Here is a 23,381-nt window from a genome sequence, read left to right as displayed (position 1 = left end):
ATCTCTTGATCAATATGTGGATGGACTGGTCGGGCGGTCAGCTCGCCAGCATTGTCGAGGCGGTCAACTCCCGCACGGCCACCACGTCCATGCGCGCGGGCGAGCCGAGCACCGACGCTCCGCAGCTCTCCGGGCGGGGTGGCAGGGAGGCGGTCTGGGCCACGAGGACGCGCCAGTGCCGGCCGTCGACGTGTGCGACGGTCACCTCCCAGTGCGGGGCCGCACGGTCGGTCCGTACGACCGTCAGCGCCTCGGCCGCGTACTCGCCCGCCATCGTGCGTACCGCCAGCTCGGCGGCCTGGCCGGGCCGTTCCCAGGCGGAGTTCCCGCGGCACCCCTCGACCACGATCCGGCCCTCCTGGACGCTGTGCAGGACCTGCTTGACGGTGTGGGCCTCGGCGCGGCCGTAGGCGTAGCCGTACGGTAGGACGAGCAGCGTCGGGGAGAAACGGTGACCACCCAGATGGGTGACCTCCCAGACGCCCTCGACGCCCGAGGCGGCCAGTTCCGCGGCGAGCGGGCGGCCGAGGAGGGCGCAGCAGCGGTCCCGCTTGCCGTTGGTGCAGACGAGCGCGAGCGGATCGCCGGTGTGGGCGCGTCCATGGAGCGCGGTGTCGAAGGAGGTGTGGTCACCCCTGCCGAGCGCGGCGAGATCCAGGTCGAGCAGGTCCCGTGGGTCGCGGGTCGTCGCGCTGTGGAGCCACACATTGCCGGGCGTGGTGTGGGCCGCGTACACCTGCCGGACCGCTGGGGTGCCGCTGTCGGCGTGCCGCCCGGGGCGGCGGATGAGTGCGATGCGTACGCCCGTGTCCCTCGCGGCGGTCTCCAGGGCGCGGCCGAGCGCGGGGTCCAGGTGGCTCGAAGTGAGCGCCTTGGCGCCCCAAGGGCCGGGCTGTTCCACGAGCAGCCAGGTCCGCGCGGTGGCCGCGGTTCCGGAAACGGGCTCGTCGAGGTCGTGCGAGACCGTCGTACAGGTACTCACAGAGGTGAGCCTAACCTGACTTGTGCACGGCGGCTTCCGGTCTGGTTCCGGTCAGTGGTACCGACCGGAACCGCAGTCTCTTCAAAGTCGGCCTCGGAGTCACTGCTCGGGCAGCGGCTGCGGCGGCTTCGGGCCCACGTAGATGCCGCTCGGGCGCATGCGCAGGGGACGCTCCCCGTACTCCTCCAGTGCGTGGGCGATCCAGCCCGCCGTTCGGGCGACGGCGAAGACCGTCTCGCCCGCCGTGGCGGGCATGCCGGAGGAAGCGGTGAACACGGCGAGGGCGAGGTCCACGTTGGCGTGCAGGGGGGCGTGCCGGGCCGTGGTGGCCACGATGTCGCGGGCCGCGAGGAGGGCGGGCTCCGCGCGCGGAATCTCCTCCAGGAGGGCGAACAGGGCACGCGCGCGTGGGTCCTCCCCCGGGTAGAGCCGGTGACCGAGGCCGGGGATGCGCCGGCCGGCCCGTAGCTCCTCCGCGATCACGGGGGCCGCGTCGCCCCGCTCGAGCACGTCGAGCAGCAGCTTGTGGGCGAGTCCGCTGGCCGCCCCGTGCAAGGGGCCCTCCAGGACGCCGAGCCCGGCGGAGACGGCCGCGTAGGCGTGCGCGCGGGCCGACGCGGCGACGCGTACCGCGAGAGTCGAGGCGGCGAGGTCGTGGTCGACGAGCAGACCGAGCGCCGTGTCCAGGGCGCGCAAGGACGCCTCGTCGGACTTGCGGCCGCTCAGGCGGGTCCAGAGGCGGCGGGCCAGGGGGCCGTCGTCGCGGCCGCGGTCACGCAGGACGGGTGGCAGGGCGGTGACGAGCGTGGGGATGAGGGTGCGCGCGGTGCCGAGCACGGCCTCCTCGGACAGGTCGAAGCGCAGTGGGTCCGCGGCGGCCGCGGCGATCGCCGCGACCCGCAACCGGTCGGTGGGGCTGGTGTGTTCGGGCAGCGCGTCCACCGCGCGACGGGCCGCCTGTACGGACGCGTCGGGTGCGGTGAAGCTGACGCCGGGGCGCAGCTGTCCGGTCCAGAGCCACTCCGCGATCTCTTCGTAGGAGTGCCGTGCGGCCAGTTCCGTCGCGTCGACACCGCGGAAGTAGTAGCGGTCCCGGTCGATGAACGTGATGCGGGTCCGTACGGCCAGTTCGCCGCTTGACCCCGGACTCCCGCCGCCTTCCCGGCGGTTGCGCCGGGCAAGGGTCTCCACTTCCTTGGCGTCGAAGGTGCTGCCCCGGCCGCCGGGCACGCGTCGGCTGCTGAGCTGGCCGCGGCTGACGTAGGCGTACACGGTCTCGGGCTTCACGCCGAGCACTTCGGCGGCTTCCTTGGTGCTGAGCCGGTGTTCAGCCGGGCCGGAGCGGGGGTCTTGATCGCGCATAAGAGGTCACCGTATCCGCAGCCGGGTGGGTTGATGGCGCATGTTGAGTCCATGTTGATTGGATCAATATTGACAGAGAATGAGTCAACCATGGACAGTCGAATCAAGTCCAGGGAGGAATCATGTCGGTCAACAGGTCCGCAACCACACTCGTCGACGTACCGCGAGGGCTCGCCGGAGTCGTCGTCACCGACACCGAGGTCGGGGACGTGCGGGGGCGCGAGGGGTTCTATCACTACCGCCAGTACTCGGCCGTCGAACTCGCGCAGACCCGGGGCTTCGAGGACGTCTGGCATCTGCTGATCCACGGTGAACTGCCGGACGCCGGACAGGCCGCGGCCTTCCGCGCCGAGACCGCGGCGTTGCGGCGGCTGCCTGGCGAGGTGCGGGCGGCGCTGCCCGCGATCGCGGCGGCGAGCGGACGGTCGGGTCCGCTCGCGGGTATGCGCACCGCCTTGTCGCTGCTCGGGGCGGCGAAGGGGTTCCGTGCGGTGTACGACATCGACCCGGACGAGCGGCGCCGGGACACGCTCGTGGCGGCCGCGGCCGTACCCACGCTGCTCACGGCGCTGCACCGGCTGGGCAAGGGGCTGGAGCCCGTGGAGCCGCGTGAGGACCTCTCGTACGCGGCGAACTACCTCTACATGCTGACGGGTTCGGAACCGGAGCCGGAGCGGGCCCGGGCGGTCGAGCAGTACTTGATCTCAACCATTGATCACGGCTTCAATGCATCAACCTTCACCGCGCGGGTCATCGCGTCGACGGGGGCCGATGTGGCGGCGTGCCTCGTGGGGGCAGTGGGGGCGCTGTCCGGGCCGCTGCACGGCGGGGCGCCCAGTCGGGCGCTGGACACGCTGGACGCGATCGGTGAGCCCGACCGTATCGACTCCTGGATCCGGGAACGCGTACTCGCCGGCGAGCGGATCATGGGCTTCGGCCACGCGATCTACCGCACGGAGGACCCTCGCTCCCGGATGCTCCGGGAGGTTGCCCAGCGCTTCGGCGGCGCCCGCGTGGACTTCGCCGTCGAGGTGGAACGCCATGTCGAGGCGATCCTGGCCGAGTTGAAGCCCGGGCGAGAGCTGCACACCAACGTCGAGTTCTACGCGGGCGTGGTCATGGAGCTGTGCGGGTTGCCGCGCGAGATGTTCACGCCCACCTTTGCCGCGGCGCGGGTGGTGGGGTGGAGCGCGAACATCCTGGAACAGGCGGCGGACTCGAAGATCATTCGGCCGGTGGCGCGGTATGTGGGGGTGGAGGCGCCGGTGGCGGTGCCTCAAGTGGCCTGAGGCGCGCGGGAGGTCCGGCACCGGGAGAATGGTGCCGGACCTGACAAGGCGCCGCTTCTACGGGTGTGTCACAGGACTCGAGACAGTGACTGCGCAGGGCCTGTGGCAGCGGCGACGAGGGTGGCGACCGAATCGACGAGCTTGGCCATCTCCTCGATCTGAACCATGACCTCGCTCAGGCGTCCGGGATGTCGGCCTTGGCCCGTACGAGCGTCTCGCGGGTGATGACCACGATGCGTTCGTAGTCGGCCCGTGCCGCGTCCGGGGGAAGCTGGGAGTCCAGAGAGCCGGTTGCGTCCGTACCGATGACGGCGAAGTTCCCGTCGGCCAGCTCGAAGATGTCCGGGCACGTCGCGCCGGAGGTGCTGCCTCTTTCGCGTGGCGATGCGCCGAGGCGGCGAATGATCTCACTCACTTTTGGTTTCCCTCTGGTCTCACGAATGACGAGCACGCGCACGACGGTTGCGAGGCGAGGCGGCCCTGTGGGGTGCACGCGTCATCCAGCGACGTGAGCGATGGCGGAGTGGGGCTGTCGTACGCGATCACGTGTGAGTGAGCCCCGAGCGGCTGAGTCAACCTCAGCGGCGCCTGGGACAACGGGATACTTGACCTGTTCGTTATGGCCCGACGGTGTGATTTCCACAGGTGGAGCCGTCCGCTTTCCGCTACGCGCTCGGTGGGTCGCCGACCACCCACCACTCCTCGGTGTCCGTTTCCTCCAACTGCCGCAGCAGATCGTCCACCAACTGCCCCAGCTCCGCCTCGTCGGTGTCCGCCAGGCTCGCCCGCTGCTGTCGGGTGGCGTACCAGTAGTCCCTGACGATCGGGTTCTGGAAGATGCCGCGGACGTGCTTGAAGAACTCCTCTTTGGTGAGGTTGCCGATGCGGTAGTAAAAGAGGAGGTTCGTGTACAAAGCGTTTGCGAATAGATACTGGCGGCGCTGCTTGGGAGTCACTGACGCCTCGTAGAGGTCCAGGACCTCGGCGAGTTCGGGGTCGTCCAAGGCCTTGCTCAGCAGTTCCCAGTGCTGGCGCTGCTGGCTGGCCAAGTCGGAGTGGTGGTGGGCACCGGCAGCCAACTCCAGCTCGTCCAGCCGGGCGTGGAGGGATCGCAACGTGTGGCGCTGTGTGGCGAAGGAGGCGGCGACACCCGCCAGCGCGCCGACGCCGACCGCGGCCGCTGTGCTCAGCCCTCGCGTCCAAACCCTTTTTGTGGCCATGTCATCCCCGTTCCAAACGGCCGTCCGCCGGTCGTCGGGGTGCGGGTCGACTGATGGGGACCGGCGAGCGGTGGGCGGCGCTTGCCGTCTCCCAGGGTGCCGAGCGGCTCTGATCGGCGGGGGAGGCGGAGAGGAGGCGCACGGAGGGAAGTGAGGGTCGCACGAACCGGCGCCTTGCCCAACGTCTGCCCCGCGAGCGCTGCTAACAATCGTTCACTGAGAGGGGATTGTTCCGGCTCGTATCCTGGTCCGGCATTCACAGCTCGTCCGTGCGCCGGAACCGCGATCCGGTGCACGCAGCAGCGCGAAAGAGGTCGCACGTTGAGTCAGCCGAGCGGGAGCCCCCGGCAGATCCCGGTCGTCGTCCTCGCCGGATTCCTGGGATCCGGCAAGACCACCCTCCTCAATCATCTGCTCCACCGCAGCGGCGGCAGCCGGATCGGCGCCGTCGTCAACGACTTCGGCGCCATCGAGATCGACGCCATGGCCGTCGCCGGCGCGCTCGGCGACTCCACCGTCTCCCTCGGGAACGGCTGCCTGTGCTGCGCCGTCGACGTCAGCGAGCTCGACGGGTACCTGGCCAAGCTCGCTCACCCCGACGCCGGCATCGACGTCATCGTCATCGAGGCCAGCGGCCTCGCCGAGCCGCAGGAACTCGTCCGCATGGTGCTCGCCAGCGAGGAGCCCGGCATCGTCTACGGCGGTCTCGTCGAGGTCGTCGACGCCGCCGAGTTCGACGACACCCGCGCCAAGCACCCCGAGATCGACCGGCATCTCGCCCTCGCCGACGTGGTCGTCGTCAACAAGCTCGACCGGGCCGCCGACGCCGAGCGCGTCCTGGAGACGGTTCGGTCCCTCGTCGACCGCGCCGCCGTCGTCCCCGCCACCTACGGCCGCATCGACCCCGAGTTCCTCTTCGACTGCCGCCCCGGCGAGGAACGCATCGGACAGCTCTCCTTCGACGATCTCGACGATGTCGACGACCTCCACGACCACACCGACGCACACGGTCACCAAGACCACCTGCACTCCGGCTACGACAGCGTGTCGTTCCGTTCCGACGTGCCCATGGACCCCCGTCGGCTGATGGCCTTCCTCGACACCAGGCCGGAGGGGCTGTACCGGATCAAGGGGTACGTCGACTTCGGGCCGTACGACGTCCGCAGCCGTTACGCCGTCCATGCCGTCGGCAGCTTCCTGCGGTTCTACCCGGAGCCCTGGGGCGCCGGGGACGAGCGTCTCACCCAGCTCGTCCTCATCGGCTCCGGTATCGACACCCGCGCGCTCCACGAGGAACTGGAGGCGGGCAGGCAGAACGCCCCGCACACCGCCGACGAGGCCAGTATGTGGGGCGTCCTGCGTTTCGTGCAGGGGACGGAAGAGGATCCTGACGAACCGGCCTAGACCGGTCCCGCCACCACCGACACTGTCTTTCCGAGGGACACGCCTGAGCCGTCCCGGCGCGGGTCCATCTCCGGGAGGTCTGCCGGGGTGCCGTTCTTCTGCGCGGCGCGGGCCGGGACGGCGCCCGCCCAGGCCAGGGACAGGCAGTCCTCGCCCTTCAGGAACCGCTGGCAGCGCACACCACCGGTGGCGCGGCCCTTGCGCGGGTACTGGTCGAACGGCGTCAGCTTGGCCGTCGTCTGGACCGAGTCGTCGAGCGTGCCGCGCGAGCCCGCGACCGTGAACACGACCGCGTCCGCCGCCGGGTCCACCGCGGTGAACGAGATGACCTTCGCGCCCTCGGTCAGCTTGATGCCCGTCATACCGCCCGCCGGACGGCCCTGCGGCCGGACCTGCGACGCCTGGTAGCGCAGCAGTTGCGCGTCGTCGGTGATGAAGACCAGGTCCTCCTCGCCCGTGCGCAGCTCGACCGCGCCGACGATCCGGTCGCCCTCCTTGAGCGTGATGACCTCCAACTCGTCCTTGTTGGACGGATAGTCGGGGACCACCCGCTTGACGACGCCCTGTTCGGTGCCGAGCGCCAGACCGGGGGAGGACTCGTCCAGCGTGGTCAGGCAGACCAGCGTCTCGCCGTCCTCAAGGGAGAGGAACTCCGCCAGCGGGGCGCCCCCCGCGAGGTTCGCCGCCGACTCCGGGAGCTGCGGGAGGTCGATGACGTTGATCCGCAGCAGGCGGCCCGCCGAGGTCACCGCGCCGACCTCGCCCCGCGCGGTGGCCGGCACCGCCGAGACGATCACGTCGTGCTTGGCGCGCTTGCCGCCCGCCTCCTCCGGGAACGGCTCGCCGTTGGCCGTACGGCCCAGCAGCCCCGTCGAGGACAGCAGCACCCGGCACGGGTCGTCCGCCACCTGGAGCGGAACGGCGGCGACAGGAGCCGTCGCCCCGGCCTCCAGCAGGACCGTGCGCCGCTCGGTGCCGTACTTCTTGGCGACCGCGGCCAGTTCGGCCGAGACCAGCTTGCGCAGCTCGGCGTCCGACTCCAGGATCCGGGTCAGCTCCGCGATCTCCGCGTTGAGGCGGTCCTGCTCCGACTCCAGCTCGATGCGGTCGAACCGGGTCAGGCGCCGCAGGGGCGTGTCCAGGATGTACTGCGTCTGGATCTCGCTCAGCGAGAAGCGCTCGATCAGGCGCTCCTTCGCCTGTGCGGAGTTGTCGCTGGAGCGGATGATCCGGATGACCTCGTCGATGTCGACCAGGGCGGTGAGCAGACCCTCGACCAGGTGCAGCCGGTCGCGCCGCTTGGTGCGCCGGAACTCGCTGCGGCGGCGCACCACCTCGAAGCGGTGGTCGAGGTAGACCTCCAGGAGCTCCTTGAGGCCGAGTGTGAGGGGCTGCCCGTCCACCAGCGCCACGTTGTTGACGCCGAAGGACTCCTCCATGGGCGTCAGCTTGTAGAGCTGCTCCAGGACCGCCTCCGGCACGAAGCCGTTCTTGATCTCGATGACCAGCCGCAGGCCGTGCGCGCGGTCGGTGAGGTCCTTGACGTCGGCGATGCCCTGGAGCTTCTTCGCGCCGACCAGGTCCTTGATCTTGGCGATCACCTTCTCCGGGCCGACCGTGAAGGGCAGCTCGGTGACGACCAGGCCCTTGCGGCGCGCGGTCACCGTCTCCACCGACACCGTGGCGCGGATCTTGAAGGTGCCGCGGCCCGTCTCGTAGGCGTCCCGGATGCCGGACAGGCCGACGATCCGGCCGCCGGTGGGCAGGTCGGGGCCCGGGATGTGCTTCATCAGGGCGTCCAGATCCGCGTTCGGGTAGCGGATCAGGTGGCGGGCGGCCGCGATGACCTCGGTGAGGTTGTGCGGCGCCATGTTGGTGGCCATGCCGACGGCGATGCCCGAGGCGCCGTTCACCAGGAGGTTGGGGAAGGCGGCGGGCAGCGCGCCCGGCTCCTGCTCCTGGCCGTCGTAGTTGGGCGCGAAGTCGACGGTGTCCTCGTCGATGGACTCCGTCATCAGGCTCGCGGCCTCGGCCGCGCGGCACTCGGTGTACCGCATGGCGGCCGGCGGGTCGTCATTGCCCAGCGAACCGAAGTTCCCGTGGCCGTCGATCAGCGGCACGCTCATCGAGAAGGGCTGGGCCATGCGCACGAGGGCGTCGTAGATCGACGCGTCTCCGTGCGGGTGCAGCTTGCCCATGACCTCGCCGACGACGCGGGCGCACTTCACATAGCCGCGGTCGGGGCGCAGGCCCATCTCGTTCATCTGGTAGACGATGCGCCGGTGCACCGGCTTGAGGCCGTCGCGGGCGTCGGGGAGCGCGCGGGAGTAGATGACCGAGTACGCGTACTCGAGGTACGAGCCCTTCATCTCGTCCACGACGTCGATGTCGAGGATCCGCTCCTCGTACGAGTCGTCGGGCGGCGGGGTCTTCGTGCTGCGGCGGGCCATCGCTGCCGGCTCCTCTTTTCTGGTCGCTCGCCTACGGGTCGCTCACATCGGCCCTTTGGCTCACTCTTGCTGAAGCGTGAACAGGATCTGACGCGGACCATTGTGGACCGCGGCACTGACAGTCCGGGCCAGGACCCGGCTCGGCCGCTCGGCCGACGACCATCACGCCGCCCGGCCGACCGCCGTCACACCGCCTGACCCGACGACCGTCACGCCGTCCGGCCGACGATCACCGGGCCGCCGGCCCGGCGACCGCGCAGCGCCCTGCTCACGGTTGCCCGCAGGCTACGCGATCCGCTGTGGGCGTACGCGCCCCGGGAACTTCACCGAGGGTCCGCACGCTTGCATACAGTGGCAGGACCGGCAGGAAATCAGCACCACGAACCGCGGTTTCCACGACCGCGACCGCGATCGAAGGGACGTACATGCCCATGGGTCACACGGCCACAGACCAGGCAGGCACCGGGGGCCTGACAGCGACCGAGCACCGCCTGGCCAACGGGCTGCGCGTGGTGCTCTCCGAGGACCACCTGACCCCGGTCGCGGCGGTGTGCCTCTGGTACGACGTCGGTTCGCGCCACGAGGTCAAGGGGCGTACCGGTCTTGCTCACCTCTTCGAGCACCTGATGTTCCAGGGTTCGAAGCAGGTGCACGGCAACGGGCACTTCGAGCTCGTCCAGGGCGCGGGCGGCTCGCTCAACGGCACCACCAGCTTCGAGCGCACCAACTACTTCGAGACCATGCCGACCCACCAGCTGGAGCTGGCCCTCTGGCTGGAGGCCGACCGCATGGGCTCCCTGCTGGCCGCCCTCGACGACGAGTCGATGGAGAACCAGCGCGACGTCGTCAAGAACGAGCGCAGGCAGCGCTACGACAACGTCCCCTACGGCACCGCGTTCGAGAAGCTGACCGCGCTCGCCTACCCCGAGGGCCACCCCTACCACCACACCCCGATCGGCTCGATGGCCGACCTGGACGCGGCCACGCTGGAGGACGCGCGCGCGTTCTTCCGGACGTACTACGCGCCCAACAACGCGGTTCTGTCGGTGGTCGGCGACATCGACCCGGAGCAGACGCTCGCCTGGATCGAGAAGTACTTCGGCTCCATCCCCTCGCACGACGGCAAGCCCGCCCCGCGCGACGGCTCCCTGCCGGAGACCATCGGCGAGCAGCTGCGCGAGGTCGTCGAGGAGGAGGTCCCCGCGCGCGCGTTGATGGCCGCCTACCGGCTGCCGCACGACGGCACCCGTGAGGCGGACGCCGCCGACCTCGCCCTGACCGTCCTGGGCGGCGGCGAGTCCTCCCGCCTCTACAACCGGCTGGTACGGCGCGACCGTACGGCCGTCGCGGCCGGCTTCGGGCTGCTGCGGCTGGCCGGAGCGCCCTCCCTGGGCTGGCTGGACGTGAAGACCTCCGGTGACGTCGAGGTGCCGGTCATCGAGGCCGCCATCGACGAGGAGCTCGCCCGGTTCGCCGCCGAGGGCCCCACCGCCGAGGAGATGGAGCGCGCCCAGGCCCAGTTGGAGCGCGAGTGGCTGGACCGGCTCGGCACCGTCGCGGGCCGCGCCGACGAACTGTGCCGCTACGCCGTCCTGTTCGGCGACCCGCAGCTCGCCCTGACCGCCGTGCAGCGCGTCCTGGACGTGAGCGCGGAGGAGGTGCAGGCGGTCGCCAAGGCCAAGCTGCGCCCCGACAACCGCGCGGTGCTCGTCTACGAGCCCACCGCCCCGGCCGAGATCGCCGACAGTGCCGAGGACGCCTCCGAGGACCCGGAAGCCGCGGCGACCGTAGAAGCCACCGACGAGAACGAGGAGGCGGCCAAGTGACCGAGCTCGCCGCGATGGAATTCCACCCGCAGCCGCAGGCGGGCGAGCCCAAGGTCTGGGCCTTCCCCGCCCCCGAGCGCGGGACGCTCGACAACGGCCTGACCCTCCTGCGCTGCCACCGCCCCGGCCAGCAGGTCGTCGCCGTCGAGGTGCTCCTGGACGCGCCCCTGGACGCCGAACCGGCCGGCCTGGACGGCGTCGCCACGATCATGGCGCGCGCCTTCTCCGAGGGCACCGACAAGCACTCCGCCGAGGAGTTCGCCGCCGAGCTGGAGCGCTGCGGCGCCACCCTCGACGCGCACGCCGACCACCCGGGCGTCCGCCTGAGCCTCGAAGTGCCCGCCTCCCGGCTGGCCAAGGCGCTCGGTCTGCTGGCCGACGCCCTCAGGGCGCCCGCGTTCGCGGACAGCGAGGTCGAGCGGCTCGTCACCAACCGCCTGGACGAGATCCCGCACGAGCTGGCCAACCCCTCGCGCCGCGCCGCCAAGGAGCTCTCCCGGGAGCTGTTCCCGGCGGACTCGCGCATGTCGCGCCCGCGCCAGGGCACCGAGGAGACCGTCGAGAACATCGACTCCGCTGCCGTACGTGCCTTCTACGAGAAGCACGTGCGCCCCGCCACCGCGACCGCAGTGGTCGTCGGCGACCTCACCGGCATCGACCTGGACGCGCTGCTCGCCGACACCCTCGGCTCCTGGACCGGTTCCCAGGCCCAGCCGCGCCCGGTGCCGCCGGTGACCGCCGACGACACCGGACGGGTCGTCATCGTGGACCGCCCCGGCGCCGTCCAGACGCAGCTGCTGATCGGCCGTATCGGAGCCGACCGGCACGCACGCGTGTGGCCCGCGCAGGTGCTCGGCACGTACTGCCTCGGCGGCACCCTCACCTCCCGCCTGGACCGCGTCCTGCGCGAGGAGAAGGGCTACACCTACGGCGTACGGGCGTTCGGGCAGGTCCTCAGGTCCGCCCCGGACGGCTCGGGCGCCGCGATGCTCGCCATCAGCGGCTCGGTCGACACCCCCAACACCGGTCCCGCCCTGGACGACCTGTGGAAGGTGCTGCGCACGCTCGCCGAGGGCGGTCTCACCGACGCCGAGCGCGATGTCGCCGTACAGAACCTCGTGGGTGTGGCGCCGCTCAAGTACGAGACCGCGGCGGCCGTCGCGAGCACGCTGGCCGACCAGGTCGAGCAGCACCTGCCGGACGACTACCAGGCGACGCTGTACCAGCAGCTCGCCGCGACCGGCACCGTCGAGGCCACCGCGGCCGTCGTGAACGCCTTCCCGGTGGACCGGCTGGTGACGGTCCTGGTCGGCGACGCGGCCGCCATCAAGGAGCCTGTCGAAGCCCTCGGCATCGGCGAAGTCAAGGTCGTGACCGCCGAGTAGAGGCAGCACGACCGAGGGGCCCTGGTGACGGAAGCGTCGCCAGGGCCCTTTCGACACCCAGGTCTCTTAGATGTCCGAATTGGGCCGGAGGTTGCCTGTCTGCCCTGTGGGATGCGCTACAAAAACCGTGATCGGTTTGGGGATTGAAAGTTGCCCCGCTTAGCGTCCTCTGGGCTGTCCGTCAGGCACCGAGCCGCGTCCGCGGCACCGGACAGTCATCGCCGAGTCCCCGTACGGCGCGAGCCAGGGGAGCCGGGGACCCACCACACGTCCCTGGGGTGAATCGGGCGCCCGCGCACCGCGAGGGGGCCCGTAGGAGACCTTCCTGCTCCGAACCCGTCAGCTAACCCGGTAGGCGAGAAGGAAGGAAAGGACCAGCCACCACATGGCGTTCACCTGCGCCACCGGGAAGCACCGCCGTCCCAGCCGCATGAAGCGCACCACCGCCCGCGCCGCGGGCGTCGCCGCCCTCGCCACCACCGGCGTCATCGGCACCATCGCCGCCCCGGCGCTCGCCGCCGACAACTCCGTCAGCTCCGTCGAGCAGAGCGGCCTCATGCCCGTCGTCAGCACCGGCGAGTCGCTCGCCGCACAGATCGACGCCCAGGCCGTGGCCCAGGAGCAGGCCGCCGCGCAGAAGAAGGCGGCCGCCGAGGCCAAGCGCAAGGCCGAGGCCAGGGCCAAGGAGATCCGCGAGGCCAAGGAGCGCGCCGCGCGTGAGGCCGAGCGCAAGCGCCTCAACGCCTTCGTCGCCCCGATCTCCGGCTCCTACATCTCCACCGGCTACAAGAGCGGCGGCTCCCTGTGGTCGTCCGGCAGCCACACCGGGGTCGACTTCCACGCCGCCAGCGGCACCTCCGTGCACGCGGTCGGCCGCGGCACCGTCGTGGAGGCCGGCTGGGGAGGGTCGTACGGCAACAACATCGTGATCAGGATGGCCGACGGCACGTACACCCAGTACGGCCATCTGTCGTCCATCGGCGTCTCGGTCGGTCAGTCCGTCACCCCCGGCCAGCAGATCGGCCTGTCCGGCGCGACCGGCAACGTCACCGGACCGCACCTGCACTTCGAGGCGCGCACCAGCCCCGAGTACGGCTCGGACATCGATCCCGTCGCCTACCTGCGCTCGCACGGCGTCAACGTCTGACGCCCCCGGCGCGACCCCCGCGCGATCCCCACGAGACCCCGGCTCCCGCGAGCCGGGGTTTCGTCGTTTCCGCCGCCGTGTTGTCCAAAAAATATCCCCGGATTCCGGCCCGCCGTCGGAAATTCCCGCGGATTGCAATAGAGTCACTGAACACACGTCAATCGGCGACGTTTCACGGGGATTAAGACGGAGGTCGGACATGCGTATTCCGGCGCACTCGGTATGCACGGCGATCCGGGACGACATCGTCGCCGGTGTCCACGAGCGCGGCAGCCGGCTCACCGAGGAACTGCTCGCCCGTCGCTACGGCGTCTCCCGCGTCCCCGTCCGGGAGGCCCTGCGCACCCTGGAGGCCGAGGGCTTCGTCGTGACCCGGCGGCACGCGGGCGCGTGCGTCGCCGAACCCACCGAGCAGGAGGGCGCGGACCTCCTGGAGATGCGCATGCTCCTCGAGCCGCTCGGCGCCGCCCGGGCCGCCCAGCGGCGCACCGAGGCCCATCTGAAGGTGCTGCGCGGCCTGGTCCGGCTGGGCCAGGAGCGGGCCAGGCGGGGCAACAGCGAGGATCTGCGCTCCCTGGGGAGCTGGTTCCACGAGACGCTGGCCCAGGCCGCCGGCAGCCCCGCGATGACGTCGATACTGACCCAGCTGCGGCACAAGATCGCCTGGATGTACATCGTGGACGCACCCGCCGACCCGGTGGAGTCGTGGGCGGAGCACGGCGCGATCGTGGACGCGGTGGCGCGCGGGGACGGCGAGCGCGCGCGGGCGATCACGGCCCTGCACACCGAGCGCTCGAGCGCGGCGCACCGGCCGCGGTTCACCTCGGGGGCGGATCGCGCCGACCGTGTGAGGACCTCGCAACATCCTGTAAACGTGACGGGTCTGCGGCATTAACACGGGCGCCGTATACAAAGAGGGGGCAATTCGTGGGGCAGTAATTCTGCTGCCCGTGAAAGGGAAATGCGAAGGGCCCGCCCGATAATTCGGACGAGCCCTTCGACTGTTTTTACCGCGCTGTGCCCCGGAGAACTCAGACGGTCTCGGGAAGCTCCTCGAGTCCCTCGGCGACCAGCTTCGCGAGCCGGTCGAGGGCTGCGTCCGCGCCCTCGGCGTCGGAGGCGAGGACGACCTCCTCGCCGCCCTGGGCGCCGAGGCCCAGAACGCCCAGCATGGAGGCCGCGTTGACGGGGTTGCCGTCGGCCTTGGCGATCGTCACCGGGATACCTGCGGCCGTGGCGGCCCGGACGAAGATGGAAGCGGGGCGGGCGTGGAGGCCCTCGGCCCAGCCGACGTTGACGCGGCGCTCAGCCATGTGATGCTGCCCTTCGGTGTTCAGGGTTGTCTAGACCAGTTTCCCACACGTGAAACGTCTCCGGACAGGACCGGAGTCCTCCCGGGGTGAAGTCGTCGGACCGCGGCCTCGGCCCGACATCCGTCCTCGCGCGTTCTCCACAGACTGCCTCGCGCCGTTGTCGTACGCGAGCCGTACTCTGGGGCCCATGCAGAGCGCGTCGGACCGGCACGAGTACCCCGCCCACTGGGAGGCCGACGTAGTGCTGCGCGACGGCGGCACCGCGCGCATCAGGCCCATCACCGTCGACGACGCCGATCGCCTGGTCAGCTTCTATGAGCAGGTCTCGGACGAGTCGAAGTACTACCGCTTCTTCGCGCCCTACCCGCGCCTGTCCGCCAAGGACGTCCACCGCTTCACGCACCACGACTTTGTGGACCGGGTGGGACTCGCCGCCACGGTCGGCGGCGAGTTCATCGCCACCGTACGCTACGACCGCATCGGCGAGGACGGCATGCCCGCCTCCGCCCCCGCCGACGAGGCCGAGGTCGCCTTCCTCGTCCAGGACGCCCACCAGGGCCGCGGCGTGGCCTCCGCCCTCCTCGAACACATCGGCGCCGTCGCCCGCGAGCGCGGCATCCGGCGCTTCGCCGCCGAGGTGCTGCCCGCCAACGTCAAGATGATCAAGGTGTTCACCGACGCCGGGTACACCCAGAAGCGCAGCTTCGAGGACGGCGTCGTACGCCTGGAGTTCGACCTGGAGCCCACCGACCGCTCGCTCGCCGTGCAGTACGCGCGCGAACAGCGCGCCGAGTCCCGGTCGGTGCAGCGGCTGCTCGCCCCCGGCTCGGTCGCCGTGGTCGGCGTCGGCCGTACCCCCGGCGGCGTGGGCCGCAGCGTGCTCGCCAACATCCGGGACTACGGCTTCGAGGGCCCCTTGTACGCCGTGAACAAGGCGTTCCCGGAGGAGCAGAAGGAGGTCGACGGGGTCCCCGCGCACCGCTCGGTCCGCGACATCGACGGCCCCGTCGACCTCGCGGTCGTCGCCGTACCGGCCGAGCACGTCCCCGAGGCCGTCGCCGAGTGCGGGGCACATGGCGTGCAGGGACTCGTCGTGCTGTCCGCCGGGTACGCCGAGAGCGGCCCCGAGGGACGCGAGCGCCAGCGTGAACTCGTCCGGCACGCACGCGCGTACGGCATGCGGATCATCGGCCCGAACGCCTTCGGGATCATCAACACCTCCCCGGACGTCCGGCTGAACGCGTCCCTGGCCCCCGAGACCCCCCGCCCCGGCCGGATCGGCCTGTTCGCCCAGTCCGGTGCCATCGGCATCGCCCTGCTCTCCCGGCTGCACCGCCGCGGCGGCGGGGTCACCGGCGTCACCGGCGTCTCCACCTTCGTCTCCTCCGGCAACCGCGCGGACGTCTCCGGCAACGACGTCCTGCAGTACTGGTACGACGACCCGGACACCGACGTCGTCCTCATGTACCTGGAGTCCATCGGCAACCCCCGCAAGTTCACCCGCCTCGCCCGGCGTACGGCGGCGGCGAAGCCCCTGGTCGTCGTGCAGGGGGCGGGATCGGCCCCGCAGGGCCACGCCGTGCGCGCCACCCGCCTGCCGCACGCCACGGTGTCCGCGCTGCTGAGGCAGGCCGGCGTGATCCGCGTGGACACCATCACCGAACTCGTCGACACCGGCCTGCTGCTGGCTCGCCAGCCGCTGCCCACCGGGCCCAGGGTGGCGATCCTCGGCAACTCCGAGTCGCTCGGCCTGCTCACCTACGACGCCTGCGTGGCCGAGGGCCTCAAGCCGACGCCCCCGCTGGACCTGACCACGGCCGCCGCGCCGGAGGACTTCCACGTGGCCCTCGCGCGCGCGTTGGCCGACGACGCCTGCGACGCGGTGATCGTGACGGCGATCCCCGCGGTCGGCCAGGGATCCGTCGGCGACGCCGCGCTCGCCGAGGCCCTCAGGTCCGCCGCCGAGCAGGTCCCCGGCAAGCCGGTCCTCGTGGTGCACGTCGAACTCGGCGGCCTCGCCCAGGCCCTGTCCGCGGCGACCAGCACCGCACCCCAGGCCGCCGCGGGCCCGCCGACGATCCGCGCCGACCACCCCTTCCGTGCGCTGGACCGGCTCCAGGCCGCACCGGCCCCCGCCCGGCCGCCCGCCCCCGAGACCTCCGACCGCCTCATCCCGGCCTACCCCGCCGCCGAGCGCGCGGTGCGGGCCCTGGCCGACGTGGTGGAGTACGCCCAGTGGCGCCGGGAAGCGGCCGAACCCGGCAAGGTGCCCGACTACGAGAACATCGACGAGAAGGGCGCGGCCACCCTCATCGACGGCCTCCTCACGCGGGGGCAGGGCCTCACCCTCGGCGCCGACGAGACCTGCGAGCTGCTCGGCAGGTACGGCATAGAGGTGCACCGTGCCCTGCCCGCGCCCACCTCAGACGCGGCCGCGGAGGCCGCCCGCACCCTCGGCTACCCGGTCGCCCTCAAGGCCACCGCCCCGCACCTGCGCCACCGCGCCGACCTCGGTGGCGTACGCCTCGACCTCGCCGACGAGGAGCAGCTGCGGCGGGCGTACACCGAGCTGACCGAGCTGTTCGGCCCGCCCGACGAACTGCGGCCCGTGGTGCAGGGGATGGCCCCGCGCGGGGTGGACACCGTGATCCGGGCCGTCATCGACCCCGCCGCCGGTGCCGTCCTGTCCTTCGGGCTCGCGGGGGCCGCCTCGCAGCTGCTGGGCGACACCGCGCACCGGCTGATTCCGGTCACCGACCGGGAGGCGACGACCCTGGTCCGCTCGATCCGGACGGCCCCGCTCCTCTTCGGCTGGCGCGGCTCCACGCCCGTCGACACACCCGCCCTCGAGGAGCTGCTGCTGCGGGTGTCCCGGCTGGTCGACGACCATCCCGAGGTCGTGGCGGTCACCCTGGAGCCGGTCGTCGTCGCTCCGCGTGGCCTGAGCGTCCTCGGCGCCTCCGTACGGCTCGCGCCGCCGCCCGCCCGCGACGACCTCGGCCCGCGGACACTCCCCACGTACTGAGCTGCGGCGAGCGGTGCCTCGCAGTCAGTGCGCCCCCGTAGGATGGACGTCATGGCCAAGACCAGTACGACGACCCAGGGGCTGCGCGCGGCGATCGAACGCAGCGGCTACTACCCGGCCCTCGTGGCCGAGGCGGTGGAGGCCGCCGTGGGCGGTGAGCCCATCCGGTCGTACCTGGTCCACCAGGAGACGACGTTCGACCAGAACGAGGTGCGGCGGCACGTGACCGTGCTCGTCCTCACCGGCAACCGCTTCATCGTCAGCCACACCGACGAACAGGCCGCGGACAGCACGTCCCCGACGCCGTACGCCACCACCTCCACGGAGTCCGTCAAGCTTGGCCGGATCTCGTCGGTCGTGGTCAGCCGGGTCGTCGCCAACCCCGAGCAGTACCAGCCGGGCACCCTGCCCCGCGAGGTCGTGCTGACCATCGGCTGGGGCGCGGTCTCCCGCATCGACCTGGAGCCCGCCGCCTGCGGCGACCCCAACTGCGAGGCGGACCACGGCTACACCGGCAGCTCCACGGCCGACGACCTCAGCCTGCGCGTCAGCGAGGCGGGGGACGGCCCGGACACCGTGCGCCAGGCGCTCGCCTTCGCGCAGGCCATCTCCGAGGCGACCGCGGACGTCACCCGCTGATGGCACAGCCGGCCGCCTGGGACCACCCCGAACCCCTCGCCCTCGACACCGCGCCCGTCCCCGAGTACGGCTCCGGCTCCCTCGCCGATCTGCTGCCCACCCTCGCCGCCGGCATGGCCGTACCGGACATGACCGCCGCGATCACCGAGCTCACCCCCGCCGACCGGAACTGCGTGTTCCTGATCGACGGCCTGGGCTGGGAGCAGCTGAAGGCGCACCCGGACGAGGCGCCCTTCATGACCTCGCTGCTCAGCAGCTCGCGGGGCGGCACCGGCCGCCCCCTGACCACCGGTTACCCGGCGACCACCGCGACCTCCCTCGCCTCCGTCGGCACCGGCCGGCCGCCGGGCGCCCACGGCCTGCCCGGCTACACCGTGCGCAACCCGGCCACCGGCGAGCTGATGAACCAGCTGCGCTGGCAGCCGTGGACCAAGCCCGGGGCCTGGCAGCCGTACCCCACCGTCTTCCAACTCGCCCACCAGGCAGGGGTGCACGCGGCCCAGGTCTCCTCGCCCACCTTCCAGAACACCCCGCTGACCAAGGTCGCGCTCAGCGGCGGGACCTTCCACGGGCGGCTGTCCGGCGAGGAGCGCGTGGACCTCGCGGCCGAGCAACTGGCCGCCGGTGACCGCTCGTTGGTGTACACGTACTACGCCGAGGTGGACGGCGCGGGCCACCGCTTCGGCGTCGACTCCGACACCTGGCGCGGCCAGTTGATGTACGTCGACCGCCTGGTCCAGCGCCTCGCCGAGCAACTCCCGTCGAACAGCGCGCTGTACGTCACCGCCGACCACGGCATGGTCGACATCCCCTTCGACGAGCAGCACCGCATCGACTTCGACGAGGACTGGGAGCTGCGCGCCGGGGTCGCCCTGCTGGGTGGCGAGGGCCGGGCCCGCCATGTGTACGCGGTGCCGGGCGCCGCCGGCGACGTGCTGACCTGCTGGCGCGAGGTGCTCGGCGAGCAGTTCTGGGTCGCCTCACGCGACGAGGCCATCGCGGCGGGCTGGTTCGGACCGCCGGACCACGTCGACGAGCGGGTGTACGACCGCATCGGTGACGTGGTCGCCGCGGCCCGCGACGACGTCCTGCTCATCGCCTCCGAGCGGGAGCCGAAGGAGTCGGCGATGGTCGGCAACCACGGCTCCATGACCCCCGCCGAGCAACTCGTCCCGCTGCTCGAAGTACGCTCCTGAAGCCGATCCGGCCCTGTCCGCCGCAGAAACCGAAAGGTGCTCGACTCGCCATGCCCGAGCTGGTGTTCTTCTCCGGAACCATGGACTGCGGGAAGTCCACGCTGGCTCTCCAGATCGAGCACAACCGCTCGGCACGCGGCCTGACGGGCATGATCTTCACCCGGGACGACCGGGCCGGCGAGGGCAAACTCTCCTCGCGGCTCGGCCTGGTCACCGACGCCGTGGAGGTCGAGGACGGCCAGGACCTGTACGCCTACCTCGTCGACCACCTCTCCCGCGGCGGCGTCGCGGACTACGTGATCGCGGACGAGGCGCAGTTCCTCGCGCCGGAGCAGATCGACCAGCTCGCCCGCGTGGTCGACGACCTGGACCTCGACGTCTACGCCTTCGGCATCACCACCGACTTCCGCTCCAAGCTGTTCCCCGGTTCCCAGCGCCTGGTGGAACTCGCCGACCGGGTCGAGGTCCTCCAGGTGGAGGCCCTGTGCTGGTGCGGCGCCCGGGCCACCCACAACGCCCGTACCGTCAACGGCGAGATGGTCGTCGAGGGCGCCCAGGTGGTCGTCGGCGACGTCAACCAGTCCGACGACATCGGCTACGAGGTCCTGTGCCGCCGGCACCACCGCCGCCGTATGACCGCGGGTACGGCCCGGGCGGCCGCCCTGTCCCCGGACGTCCTGCCGGTCGAGCAGACCGCCGCGCACGCCTGACCGAGGGCCTCAGCCCGGTGCCGGGCCTCGGACGTCCGGCCGGGGGCTTCAGCGTGGGTTCTCGATGAGTGAGAACCGCGCCCCCTCCGGGTCCGCCACCGTGGCCACGCGCCCGTGCGGGCTGTCGTGGGGCGGACGGAGGACGTGCCCTCCGAGGTCCACGAGGAGCCCGGTCGCCGCGTCGGCGTCGGACACCTCGAAGTACGTCATCCAGTGCGGGCCCCGGTCCCGGGGGAGGGCGTGGCCGACGCCGTGGAGGCCGGCCACCGGGCGGCCGCCGGCATGGAGGGTGACGTAGTCGAAGTCGGCGGAGACCGCCGGCTCCCCCTCGAGGCCGAACACCGTCTCGTAGAACTTGGTGACGCTCACCGTCTCGAAGGTGAGCAGCTCGTGCCAGGCGGGGGTGCCCGGTACGCCCGCGACGGACGTGCCGAGATGCGCGGCCGCCTGCCACACGCCGAAGACGGCCCCGGACGGGTCGGAGCCGATCACCAGCCGGCCGGCGTCCCCGGCGTCCAGCGGTCCCACCCCCACCGTGCCGCCGCACAGCCGTACCGTCTCGGCCGTCAGGTCGATGTCCTCCGAGGCGAGATAGGGCGTCCACGCGACCGGAAGATGCCGGTCGGGCGGCAACTGGCCGATCCCGGCGACCTCCTGGCCGTCCAGCAGGGCCCGGACATAGGGCCCGAGCTGCTGCGGTCCCGGTACGAACTCCCAGCCGAACAGGGCTCCGTAGAACTCCTGGGTGGCGGCCATCCCGTGCACCATCAGACTCACCCAGCAGGGCGTACCGGGCGTGTGCCGAGCGGGCCGGGCTGCCGGCTCCCTTGCCTCGGTCATCGTCACTCTCTCCTCGGCCCCTCGTGGGGACCGTGTCGTGTCCGCTGTCCGGACCTCCGTGCCGATGCTCGCACCACCCGCGGTGCCGCGCGCTCCGGGCGCGCCGCCGCACGGCACCCCCGTGCCCCGAGGGTGCCTGTCGCGCGGCTGCCCGTCCATGGCCGGGCGATGGCCGAGGGACGGCGATCGGCTGTACAGCATGTGCCCGTTCCCGTACGCCTCGTGATCGGGCCTGCTCGGCCGAGCAGAGTAGCCGGACATGGACGACGCGGCCACCCCGTGCGCGAGGATGGTGGCCATGAACGCCATCATCTCCGCATCCGAACTCGCGAGCGATCTGGCGGGCCCGAAGCCGCCCGTCCTGCTCGACGTCCGCTGGCAGTTGAGCGTGGCCAAGGCGGCCGGCGAGCCGCCTTTCGACGGCCGTGCCGAGTACGCGGCCGGGCACATCCCGGGCGCCGTCTACGTCGACCTGGACCGGGAGCTGGCCGGCCCGGCCGGCAGCGGCGGACGGCACCCGCTGCCCGACCTCGCGCAGTTCGGCGCCGCCATGCGCCGCGCGGGTGTCTCCGCGGACCGGCCGGTGGTCGTGTACGACGGCGGACAGGGCTGGGCGGCCGCCCGCGCGTGGTGGCTGCTGCGCTGGACGGGTCACCCGGACGTGCGAGTCCTCGACGGCGGATTGACGTCCTGGGACGGCCCGCTCCAGTCCTCGGTGCCGGGCCCCGCGCTCGCCGAGGGCGACTTCGAGCCGGTGCCCGCGGCGGCCGGTCTGCTCGACGCCGACGAGGCCGCGGCACTCGCCCGCGCGGGTGTGCTGCTGGACGCGCGCGCGGGGGAGCGGTACCGCGGAGAGGTGGAGCCCATCGACCGGGTCGGCGGTCACATCCCGGGTGCCCGGTCCGCGCCCACCACGGACAACGTCGGCCCGGACGGCCGCTTCCTGCCTGCGGAGGAGCTGCGCGCCCGCTTCAAGTCCCTCGGCGCCGGCGACGACACCGAGGTCGGCGTCTACTGCGGCTCCGGCGTCTCCGGCGCCCACGAGGTGCTGGCCCTGGCGGTCGCGGGCATCCCGGCGGCCCTGTACGTCGGTTCCTGGTCGGAGTGGTCCTCGGACCCGGAGCGCCCGGTCGCGGTGGGCCCGGATCCGCAGTAGGCGTACGGCGGATCCCGCTCACGGCAGATCCCGGTGGGCATGCTGCGGATCCCCGGTGGGCACGACGGATCCCGAGCACGCACACAGCAGTAGGGCCCGCCTCTGCCCGAGTCGGGCCCTCACGGCCGTAGAACCGGCTACTCCTGCTTCTTCCTCCGGGTGCCGAACACGATCTCGTCCCAGCTCGGGACCGCCGCTCTACGGCCCGGGCGGACGCCGTCGGCCTCGGCCTGGCGGTCGGTCGCGCCGATGAGGCGGTCGCGGTGGCTGGCCACCGAACGCGGCATGAGGACGTCCGCGTAGGCGGAACCCGCCGAGGCGGCGGGAGCCGGGGGCTCCTCCGCCTCGGGCTCCGGGTCGGGCTCCTCGACGGTCGCCGTCTCGGACGGCCGCTCGGGTACGACCATGTCGCCCCGGAAGCTCGGCACCGCCTCCAACAGGCTGGTCAGCGAGTCCCGTTCGGCGACGGCCTCCTCGACGGGTTCGGCCGGGGGCAGGCTCGGCCGGTCGAGGGCGCGGTCCAGCGGCCGGTCGCGCGGCAGCCGGGCGATCCGCGGCACGAACGGGAAGCTCGGCTCCGGCGCGCCGAGGTCCTCGGACTCGCCGATCAGCGAGCGGGCCTCCTCGTCGACGGCCTGGACGAGCCGCCGGGGCGGGTCGTAGGTCCAGCTCGCCGAGTGCGGTTCGCCTGCGACGCAGTAGACCAGCAGCACTTCCCAGGTGCCGTCGTCACGGCGCCAGGAGTCCCACTGGACGGTGTCCTTCTCGGCGCCGCGCAGCAACAGTCGCTCCTGCACGGCCTCGCCGAGCTGCGGACCCGCGTTCTCGCCGGGCCGGCGGACCGGGGTCTTGCGGGCTCGTTCGGCCATGAAGGCGCGCTCGGCGAGCACGGGGCCCTCGAAGCGCCGTACACGGTCTACGGGGATACCTGCGAGCTGGGCTACCTCTTCCGCGGTGGCACCCGCGCGTATACGCGCCTGGATGTCGCGGGGACGGAGATGGCTTTCGACCTCGATCTCGATCTGACCGAGGCGGGGACGGTCGCCGCGCACCGCAGCGCGCAGCCGCTCGTCGATCGGAAGCGTGTACTCCGTTGAGTCGGCAGCCTTCAGCACCAGCCGTGTGCCGTCATTGGAGACGGCCACGACACGCAGTTCGGGCATGGGGACCTCCCGGGTGGTGCCTGCCGACGTCACGTGCGTCGCTGCTTCCGCTAGTCGAGTGTGGCCTGCCCGGGTGCAGCCTGCCACAACCTTGCCGAGTTGCCCGGCGTGTCGGGCACGGGCCCTGGATCGCCGTTATGGCACGGTTACCTATTCGCAACGCTAAGTGACCAACTCCGTCACCCTGTGCAACTAGCCCCCTCCCGGCCGCCCTTGAAGGCCACGGACGCCCTGGCGGGAGCCCGGACCCAGGGCTCGCAACAGTACTCCATTT

The 23,381-nt window shown here is 71.7% G+C and carries 19 protein-coding genes and 1 riboswitch; of the genes, 11 read left to right on the top strand and 8 right to left on the bottom strand.

The genetic code is table 11. The features are described from left to right. Positions 1 to 37: 37 nt before the first annotated feature. Together OHN19_RS10740 and OHN19_RS10735 are read right to left on the bottom strand one after the other, a co-directional pair. A complete protein-coding gene (locus OHN19_RS10740; RefSeq protein WP_330263976.1) occupies positions 38 to 982 on the bottom strand; it encodes a sucrase ferredoxin in 945 nt (314 codons plus the stop codon). A gap of 99 nt (positions 983 to 1,081) precedes the next feature. Further along, positions 1,082 to 2,344, bottom strand: a complete 1,263-nt coding sequence (locus OHN19_RS10735; protein WP_330263975.1) for a citrate synthase — start codon at positions 2,342 to 2,344, stop codon at positions 1,082 to 1,084. Between the two features lie 122 nt (positions 2,345 to 2,466). Between OHN19_RS10735 and OHN19_RS10730 the strand changes: the two genes are divergently transcribed. Continuing rightward, positions 2,467 to 3,633 (top strand): citrate synthase/methylcitrate synthase, encoded by a 1,167-nt coding sequence (locus tag OHN19_RS10730; RefSeq protein ID WP_330263974.1) that lies wholly within the window; start codon positions 2,467 to 2,469, stop codon positions 3,631 to 3,633. A 175-nt stretch (positions 3,634 to 3,808) separates the two neighbouring features. Here OHN19_RS10730 and OHN19_RS10725 read toward each other — a convergent pair whose 3' ends face one another. Continuing rightward, the gene (locus OHN19_RS10725) at positions 3,809 to 4,048 is read right to left on the bottom strand and encodes a hypothetical protein (RefSeq protein WP_330263973.1); all 240 of its coding nucleotides are present in this window, start codon (positions 4,046 to 4,048) and stop codon (positions 3,809 to 3,811) included. Between the two features lie 250 nt (positions 4,049 to 4,298). Further along, entirely contained in the window at positions 4,299 to 4,853 is a 555-nt protein-coding gene (locus OHN19_RS10720; RefSeq protein ID WP_330263972.1) for a DUF6082 family protein, read from the bottom strand. 321 nt (positions 4,854 to 5,174) lie between these two features. On the opposite strand from OHN19_RS10720, the gene OHN19_RS10715 reads away from it, so the two are divergent. Next, positions 5,175 to 6,257 (top strand): GTP-binding protein, encoded by a 1,083-nt coding sequence (locus OHN19_RS10715; RefSeq protein WP_330263971.1) that lies wholly within the window; start codon positions 5,175 to 5,177, stop codon positions 6,255 to 6,257. On the opposite strand, the gene OHN19_RS10710 is transcribed toward OHN19_RS10715, so the two are convergent. Further along, the gene (locus OHN19_RS10710) at positions 6,254 to 8,707 is read right to left on the bottom strand and encodes a DNA topoisomerase IV subunit A (RefSeq protein ID WP_330263970.1); all 2,454 of its coding nucleotides are present in this window, start codon (positions 8,705 to 8,707) and stop codon (positions 6,254 to 6,256) included. The genes OHN19_RS10715 and OHN19_RS10710 overlap by 4 nt on opposite strands. Before the next feature lie 425 nt (positions 8,708 to 9,132). Between OHN19_RS10710 and OHN19_RS10705 the strand changes: the two genes are divergently transcribed. From OHN19_RS10705 to OHN19_RS10690, 4 genes are all read left to right on the top strand, one after another. Next, positions 9,133 to 10,533 (top strand): pitrilysin family protein, encoded by a 1,401-nt coding sequence (locus OHN19_RS10705; RefSeq protein ID WP_330263969.1) that lies wholly within the window; start codon positions 9,133 to 9,135, stop codon positions 10,531 to 10,533. Then, entirely contained in the window at positions 10,530 to 11,918 is a 1,389-nt protein-coding gene (locus tag OHN19_RS10700; RefSeq protein ID WP_330263968.1) for a pitrilysin family protein, read from the top strand. Before OHN19_RS10705 ends, OHN19_RS10700 begins: the two co-directional genes overlap by 4 nt. A 209-nt stretch (positions 11,919 to 12,127) precedes the next feature. Next, a riboswitch (cyclic di-AMP (ydaO/yuaA leader) is annotated at positions 12,128 to 12,290 on the top strand. A gap of 13 nt (positions 12,291 to 12,303) precedes the next feature. Further along, positions 12,304 to 13,065 carry a M23 family metallopeptidase gene (locus OHN19_RS10695; protein ID WP_330263967.1) on the top strand — a complete coding sequence of 254 codons (762 nt, stop codon included), beginning with the start codon at positions 12,304 to 12,306 and terminating at the stop codon, positions 13,063 to 13,065. 199 nt (positions 13,066 to 13,264) lie between these two features. Further along, entirely contained in the window at positions 13,265 to 13,960 is a 696-nt protein-coding gene (locus OHN19_RS10690) for a GntR family transcriptional regulator (RefSeq protein WP_330263966.1), read from the top strand. A 136-nt stretch (positions 13,961 to 14,096) separates the two neighbouring features. Here the strand turns inward: OHN19_RS10690 and OHN19_RS10685 are convergent, their stop codons facing one another. Next, positions 14,097 to 14,378: an HPr family phosphocarrier protein gene (locus OHN19_RS10685; RefSeq protein WP_123763538.1), complete on the bottom strand. Its 282-nt coding sequence runs from the start codon at positions 14,376 to 14,378 to the stop codon at positions 14,097 to 14,099. A gap of 187 nt (positions 14,379 to 14,565) precedes the next feature. Between OHN19_RS10685 and OHN19_RS10680 the strand changes: the two genes are divergently transcribed. The 4 genes from OHN19_RS10680 to OHN19_RS10665 are packed head-to-tail and all read left to right on the top strand — an operon-like array spanning position 14,566 to position 19,948. Then, positions 14,566 to 17,403, top strand: a complete 2,838-nt coding sequence (locus OHN19_RS10680) for a GNAT family N-acetyltransferase (protein WP_330263965.1) — start codon at positions 14,566 to 14,568, stop codon at positions 17,401 to 17,403. A gap of 42 nt (positions 17,404 to 17,445) precedes the next feature. Then, positions 17,446 to 18,042, top strand: a complete 597-nt coding sequence (locus OHN19_RS10675; RefSeq protein ID WP_079069891.1) for a DUF5998 family protein — start codon at positions 17,446 to 17,448, stop codon at positions 18,040 to 18,042. Then, positions 18,042 to 19,238, top strand: coding sequence for a nucleotide pyrophosphatase/phosphodiesterase family protein (locus tag OHN19_RS10670; protein ID WP_330263964.1), 1,197 nt, complete (start codon positions 18,042 to 18,044; stop codon positions 19,236 to 19,238). Before OHN19_RS10675 ends, OHN19_RS10670 begins: the two co-directional genes overlap by 1 nt. A gap of 50 nt (positions 19,239 to 19,288) precedes the next feature. Beyond that, a complete protein-coding gene (locus tag OHN19_RS10665; RefSeq protein ID WP_330263963.1) occupies positions 19,289 to 19,948 on the top strand; it encodes a thymidine kinase in 660 nt (219 codons plus the stop codon). A 48-nt stretch (positions 19,949 to 19,996) separates the two neighbouring features. Here OHN19_RS10665 and OHN19_RS10660 read toward each other — a convergent pair whose 3' ends face one another. Beyond that, positions 19,997 to 20,788 carry a VOC family protein gene (locus OHN19_RS10660; protein WP_330263962.1) on the bottom strand — a complete coding sequence of 264 codons (792 nt, stop codon included), beginning with the start codon at positions 20,786 to 20,788 and terminating at the stop codon, positions 19,997 to 19,999. 298 nt (positions 20,789 to 21,086) lie between these two features. On the opposite strand from OHN19_RS10660, the gene OHN19_RS10655 reads away from it, so the two are divergent. Further along, positions 21,087 to 21,944 (top strand): sulfurtransferase, encoded by an 858-nt coding sequence (locus OHN19_RS10655; protein WP_330263961.1) that lies wholly within the window; start codon positions 21,087 to 21,089, stop codon positions 21,942 to 21,944. Between the two features lie 137 nt (positions 21,945 to 22,081). On the opposite strand, the gene sepH is transcribed toward OHN19_RS10655, so the two are convergent. Next, positions 22,082 to 23,107 carry a septation protein SepH gene (gene sepH / locus OHN19_RS10650; RefSeq protein WP_330263960.1) on the bottom strand — a complete coding sequence of 342 codons (1,026 nt, stop codon included), beginning with the start codon at positions 23,105 to 23,107 and terminating at the stop codon, positions 22,082 to 22,084. Positions 23,108 to 23,381: the final 274 nt, after the last annotated feature.

The organism is Streptomyces griseorubiginosus, from assembly GCF_036345115.1.
GTDB lineage: Bacteria > Actinomycetota > Actinomycetes > Streptomycetales > Streptomycetaceae > Streptomyces > Streptomyces griseorubiginosus_C.
Note: the sequence above shows the minus strand (reverse complement) of the source record. Positions and strands in the feature narration are given on the sequence as shown.

What these genes read in the sequence shown, in the direction of transcription:
- OHN19_RS10735 (WP_330263975.1), bottom strand. Translation starts at nt 2,344, where the DNA reads ATGCGCGATCAAGACCCCCGCTCCGGCCCGGCTGAACACCGGCTCAGC.
- OHN19_RS10730 (WP_330263974.1), top strand. Translation starts at nt 2,467, where the DNA reads ATGTCGGTCAACAGGTCCGCAACCACACTCGTCGACGTACCGCGAGGG.
- OHN19_RS10720 (WP_330263972.1), bottom strand. Translation starts at nt 4,853, where the DNA reads ATGGCCACAAAAAGGGTTTGGACGCGAGGGCTGAGCACAGCGGCCGCG.
- OHN19_RS10710 (WP_330263970.1), bottom strand. Translation starts at nt 8,707, where the DNA reads ATGGCCCGCCGCAGCACGAAGACCCCGCCGCCCGACGACTCGTACGAG.
- OHN19_RS10705 (WP_330263969.1), top strand. Translation starts at nt 9,133, where the DNA reads ATGCCCATGGGTCACACGGCCACAGACCAGGCAGGCACCGGGGGCCTG.
- OHN19_RS10695 (WP_330263967.1), top strand. Translation starts at nt 12,304, where the DNA reads ATGGCGTTCACCTGCGCCACCGGGAAGCACCGCCGTCCCAGCCGCATG.
- OHN19_RS10690 (WP_330263966.1), top strand. Translation starts at nt 13,265, where the DNA reads ATGCGTATTCCGGCGCACTCGGTATGCACGGCGATCCGGGACGACATC.
- OHN19_RS10685 (WP_123763538.1), bottom strand. Translation starts at nt 14,378, where the DNA reads ATGGCTGAGCGCCGCGTCAACGTCGGCTGGGCCGAGGGCCTCCACGCC.
- OHN19_RS10680 (WP_330263965.1), top strand. Translation starts at nt 14,566, where the DNA reads ATGCAGAGCGCGTCGGACCGGCACGAGTACCCCGCCCACTGGGAGGCC.
- OHN19_RS10675 (WP_079069891.1), top strand. Translation starts at nt 17,446, where the DNA reads ATGGACGTCATGGCCAAGACCAGTACGACGACCCAGGGGCTGCGCGCG.
- OHN19_RS10670 (WP_330263964.1), top strand. Translation starts at nt 18,042, where the DNA reads ATGGCACAGCCGGCCGCCTGGGACCACCCCGAACCCCTCGCCCTCGAC.
- OHN19_RS10665 (WP_330263963.1), top strand. Translation starts at nt 19,289, where the DNA reads ATGCCCGAGCTGGTGTTCTTCTCCGGAACCATGGACTGCGGGAAGTCC.
- OHN19_RS10660 (WP_330263962.1), bottom strand. Translation starts at nt 20,788, where the DNA reads ATGACCGAGGCAAGGGAGCCGGCAGCCCGGCCCGCTCGGCACACGCCC.
- OHN19_RS10655 (WP_330263961.1), top strand. Translation starts at nt 21,087, where the DNA reads ATGAACGCCATCATCTCCGCATCCGAACTCGCGAGCGATCTGGCGGGC.
- sepH (WP_330263960.1), bottom strand. Translation starts at nt 23,107, where the DNA reads ATGCCCGAACTGCGTGTCGTGGCCGTCTCCAATGACGGCACACGGCTG.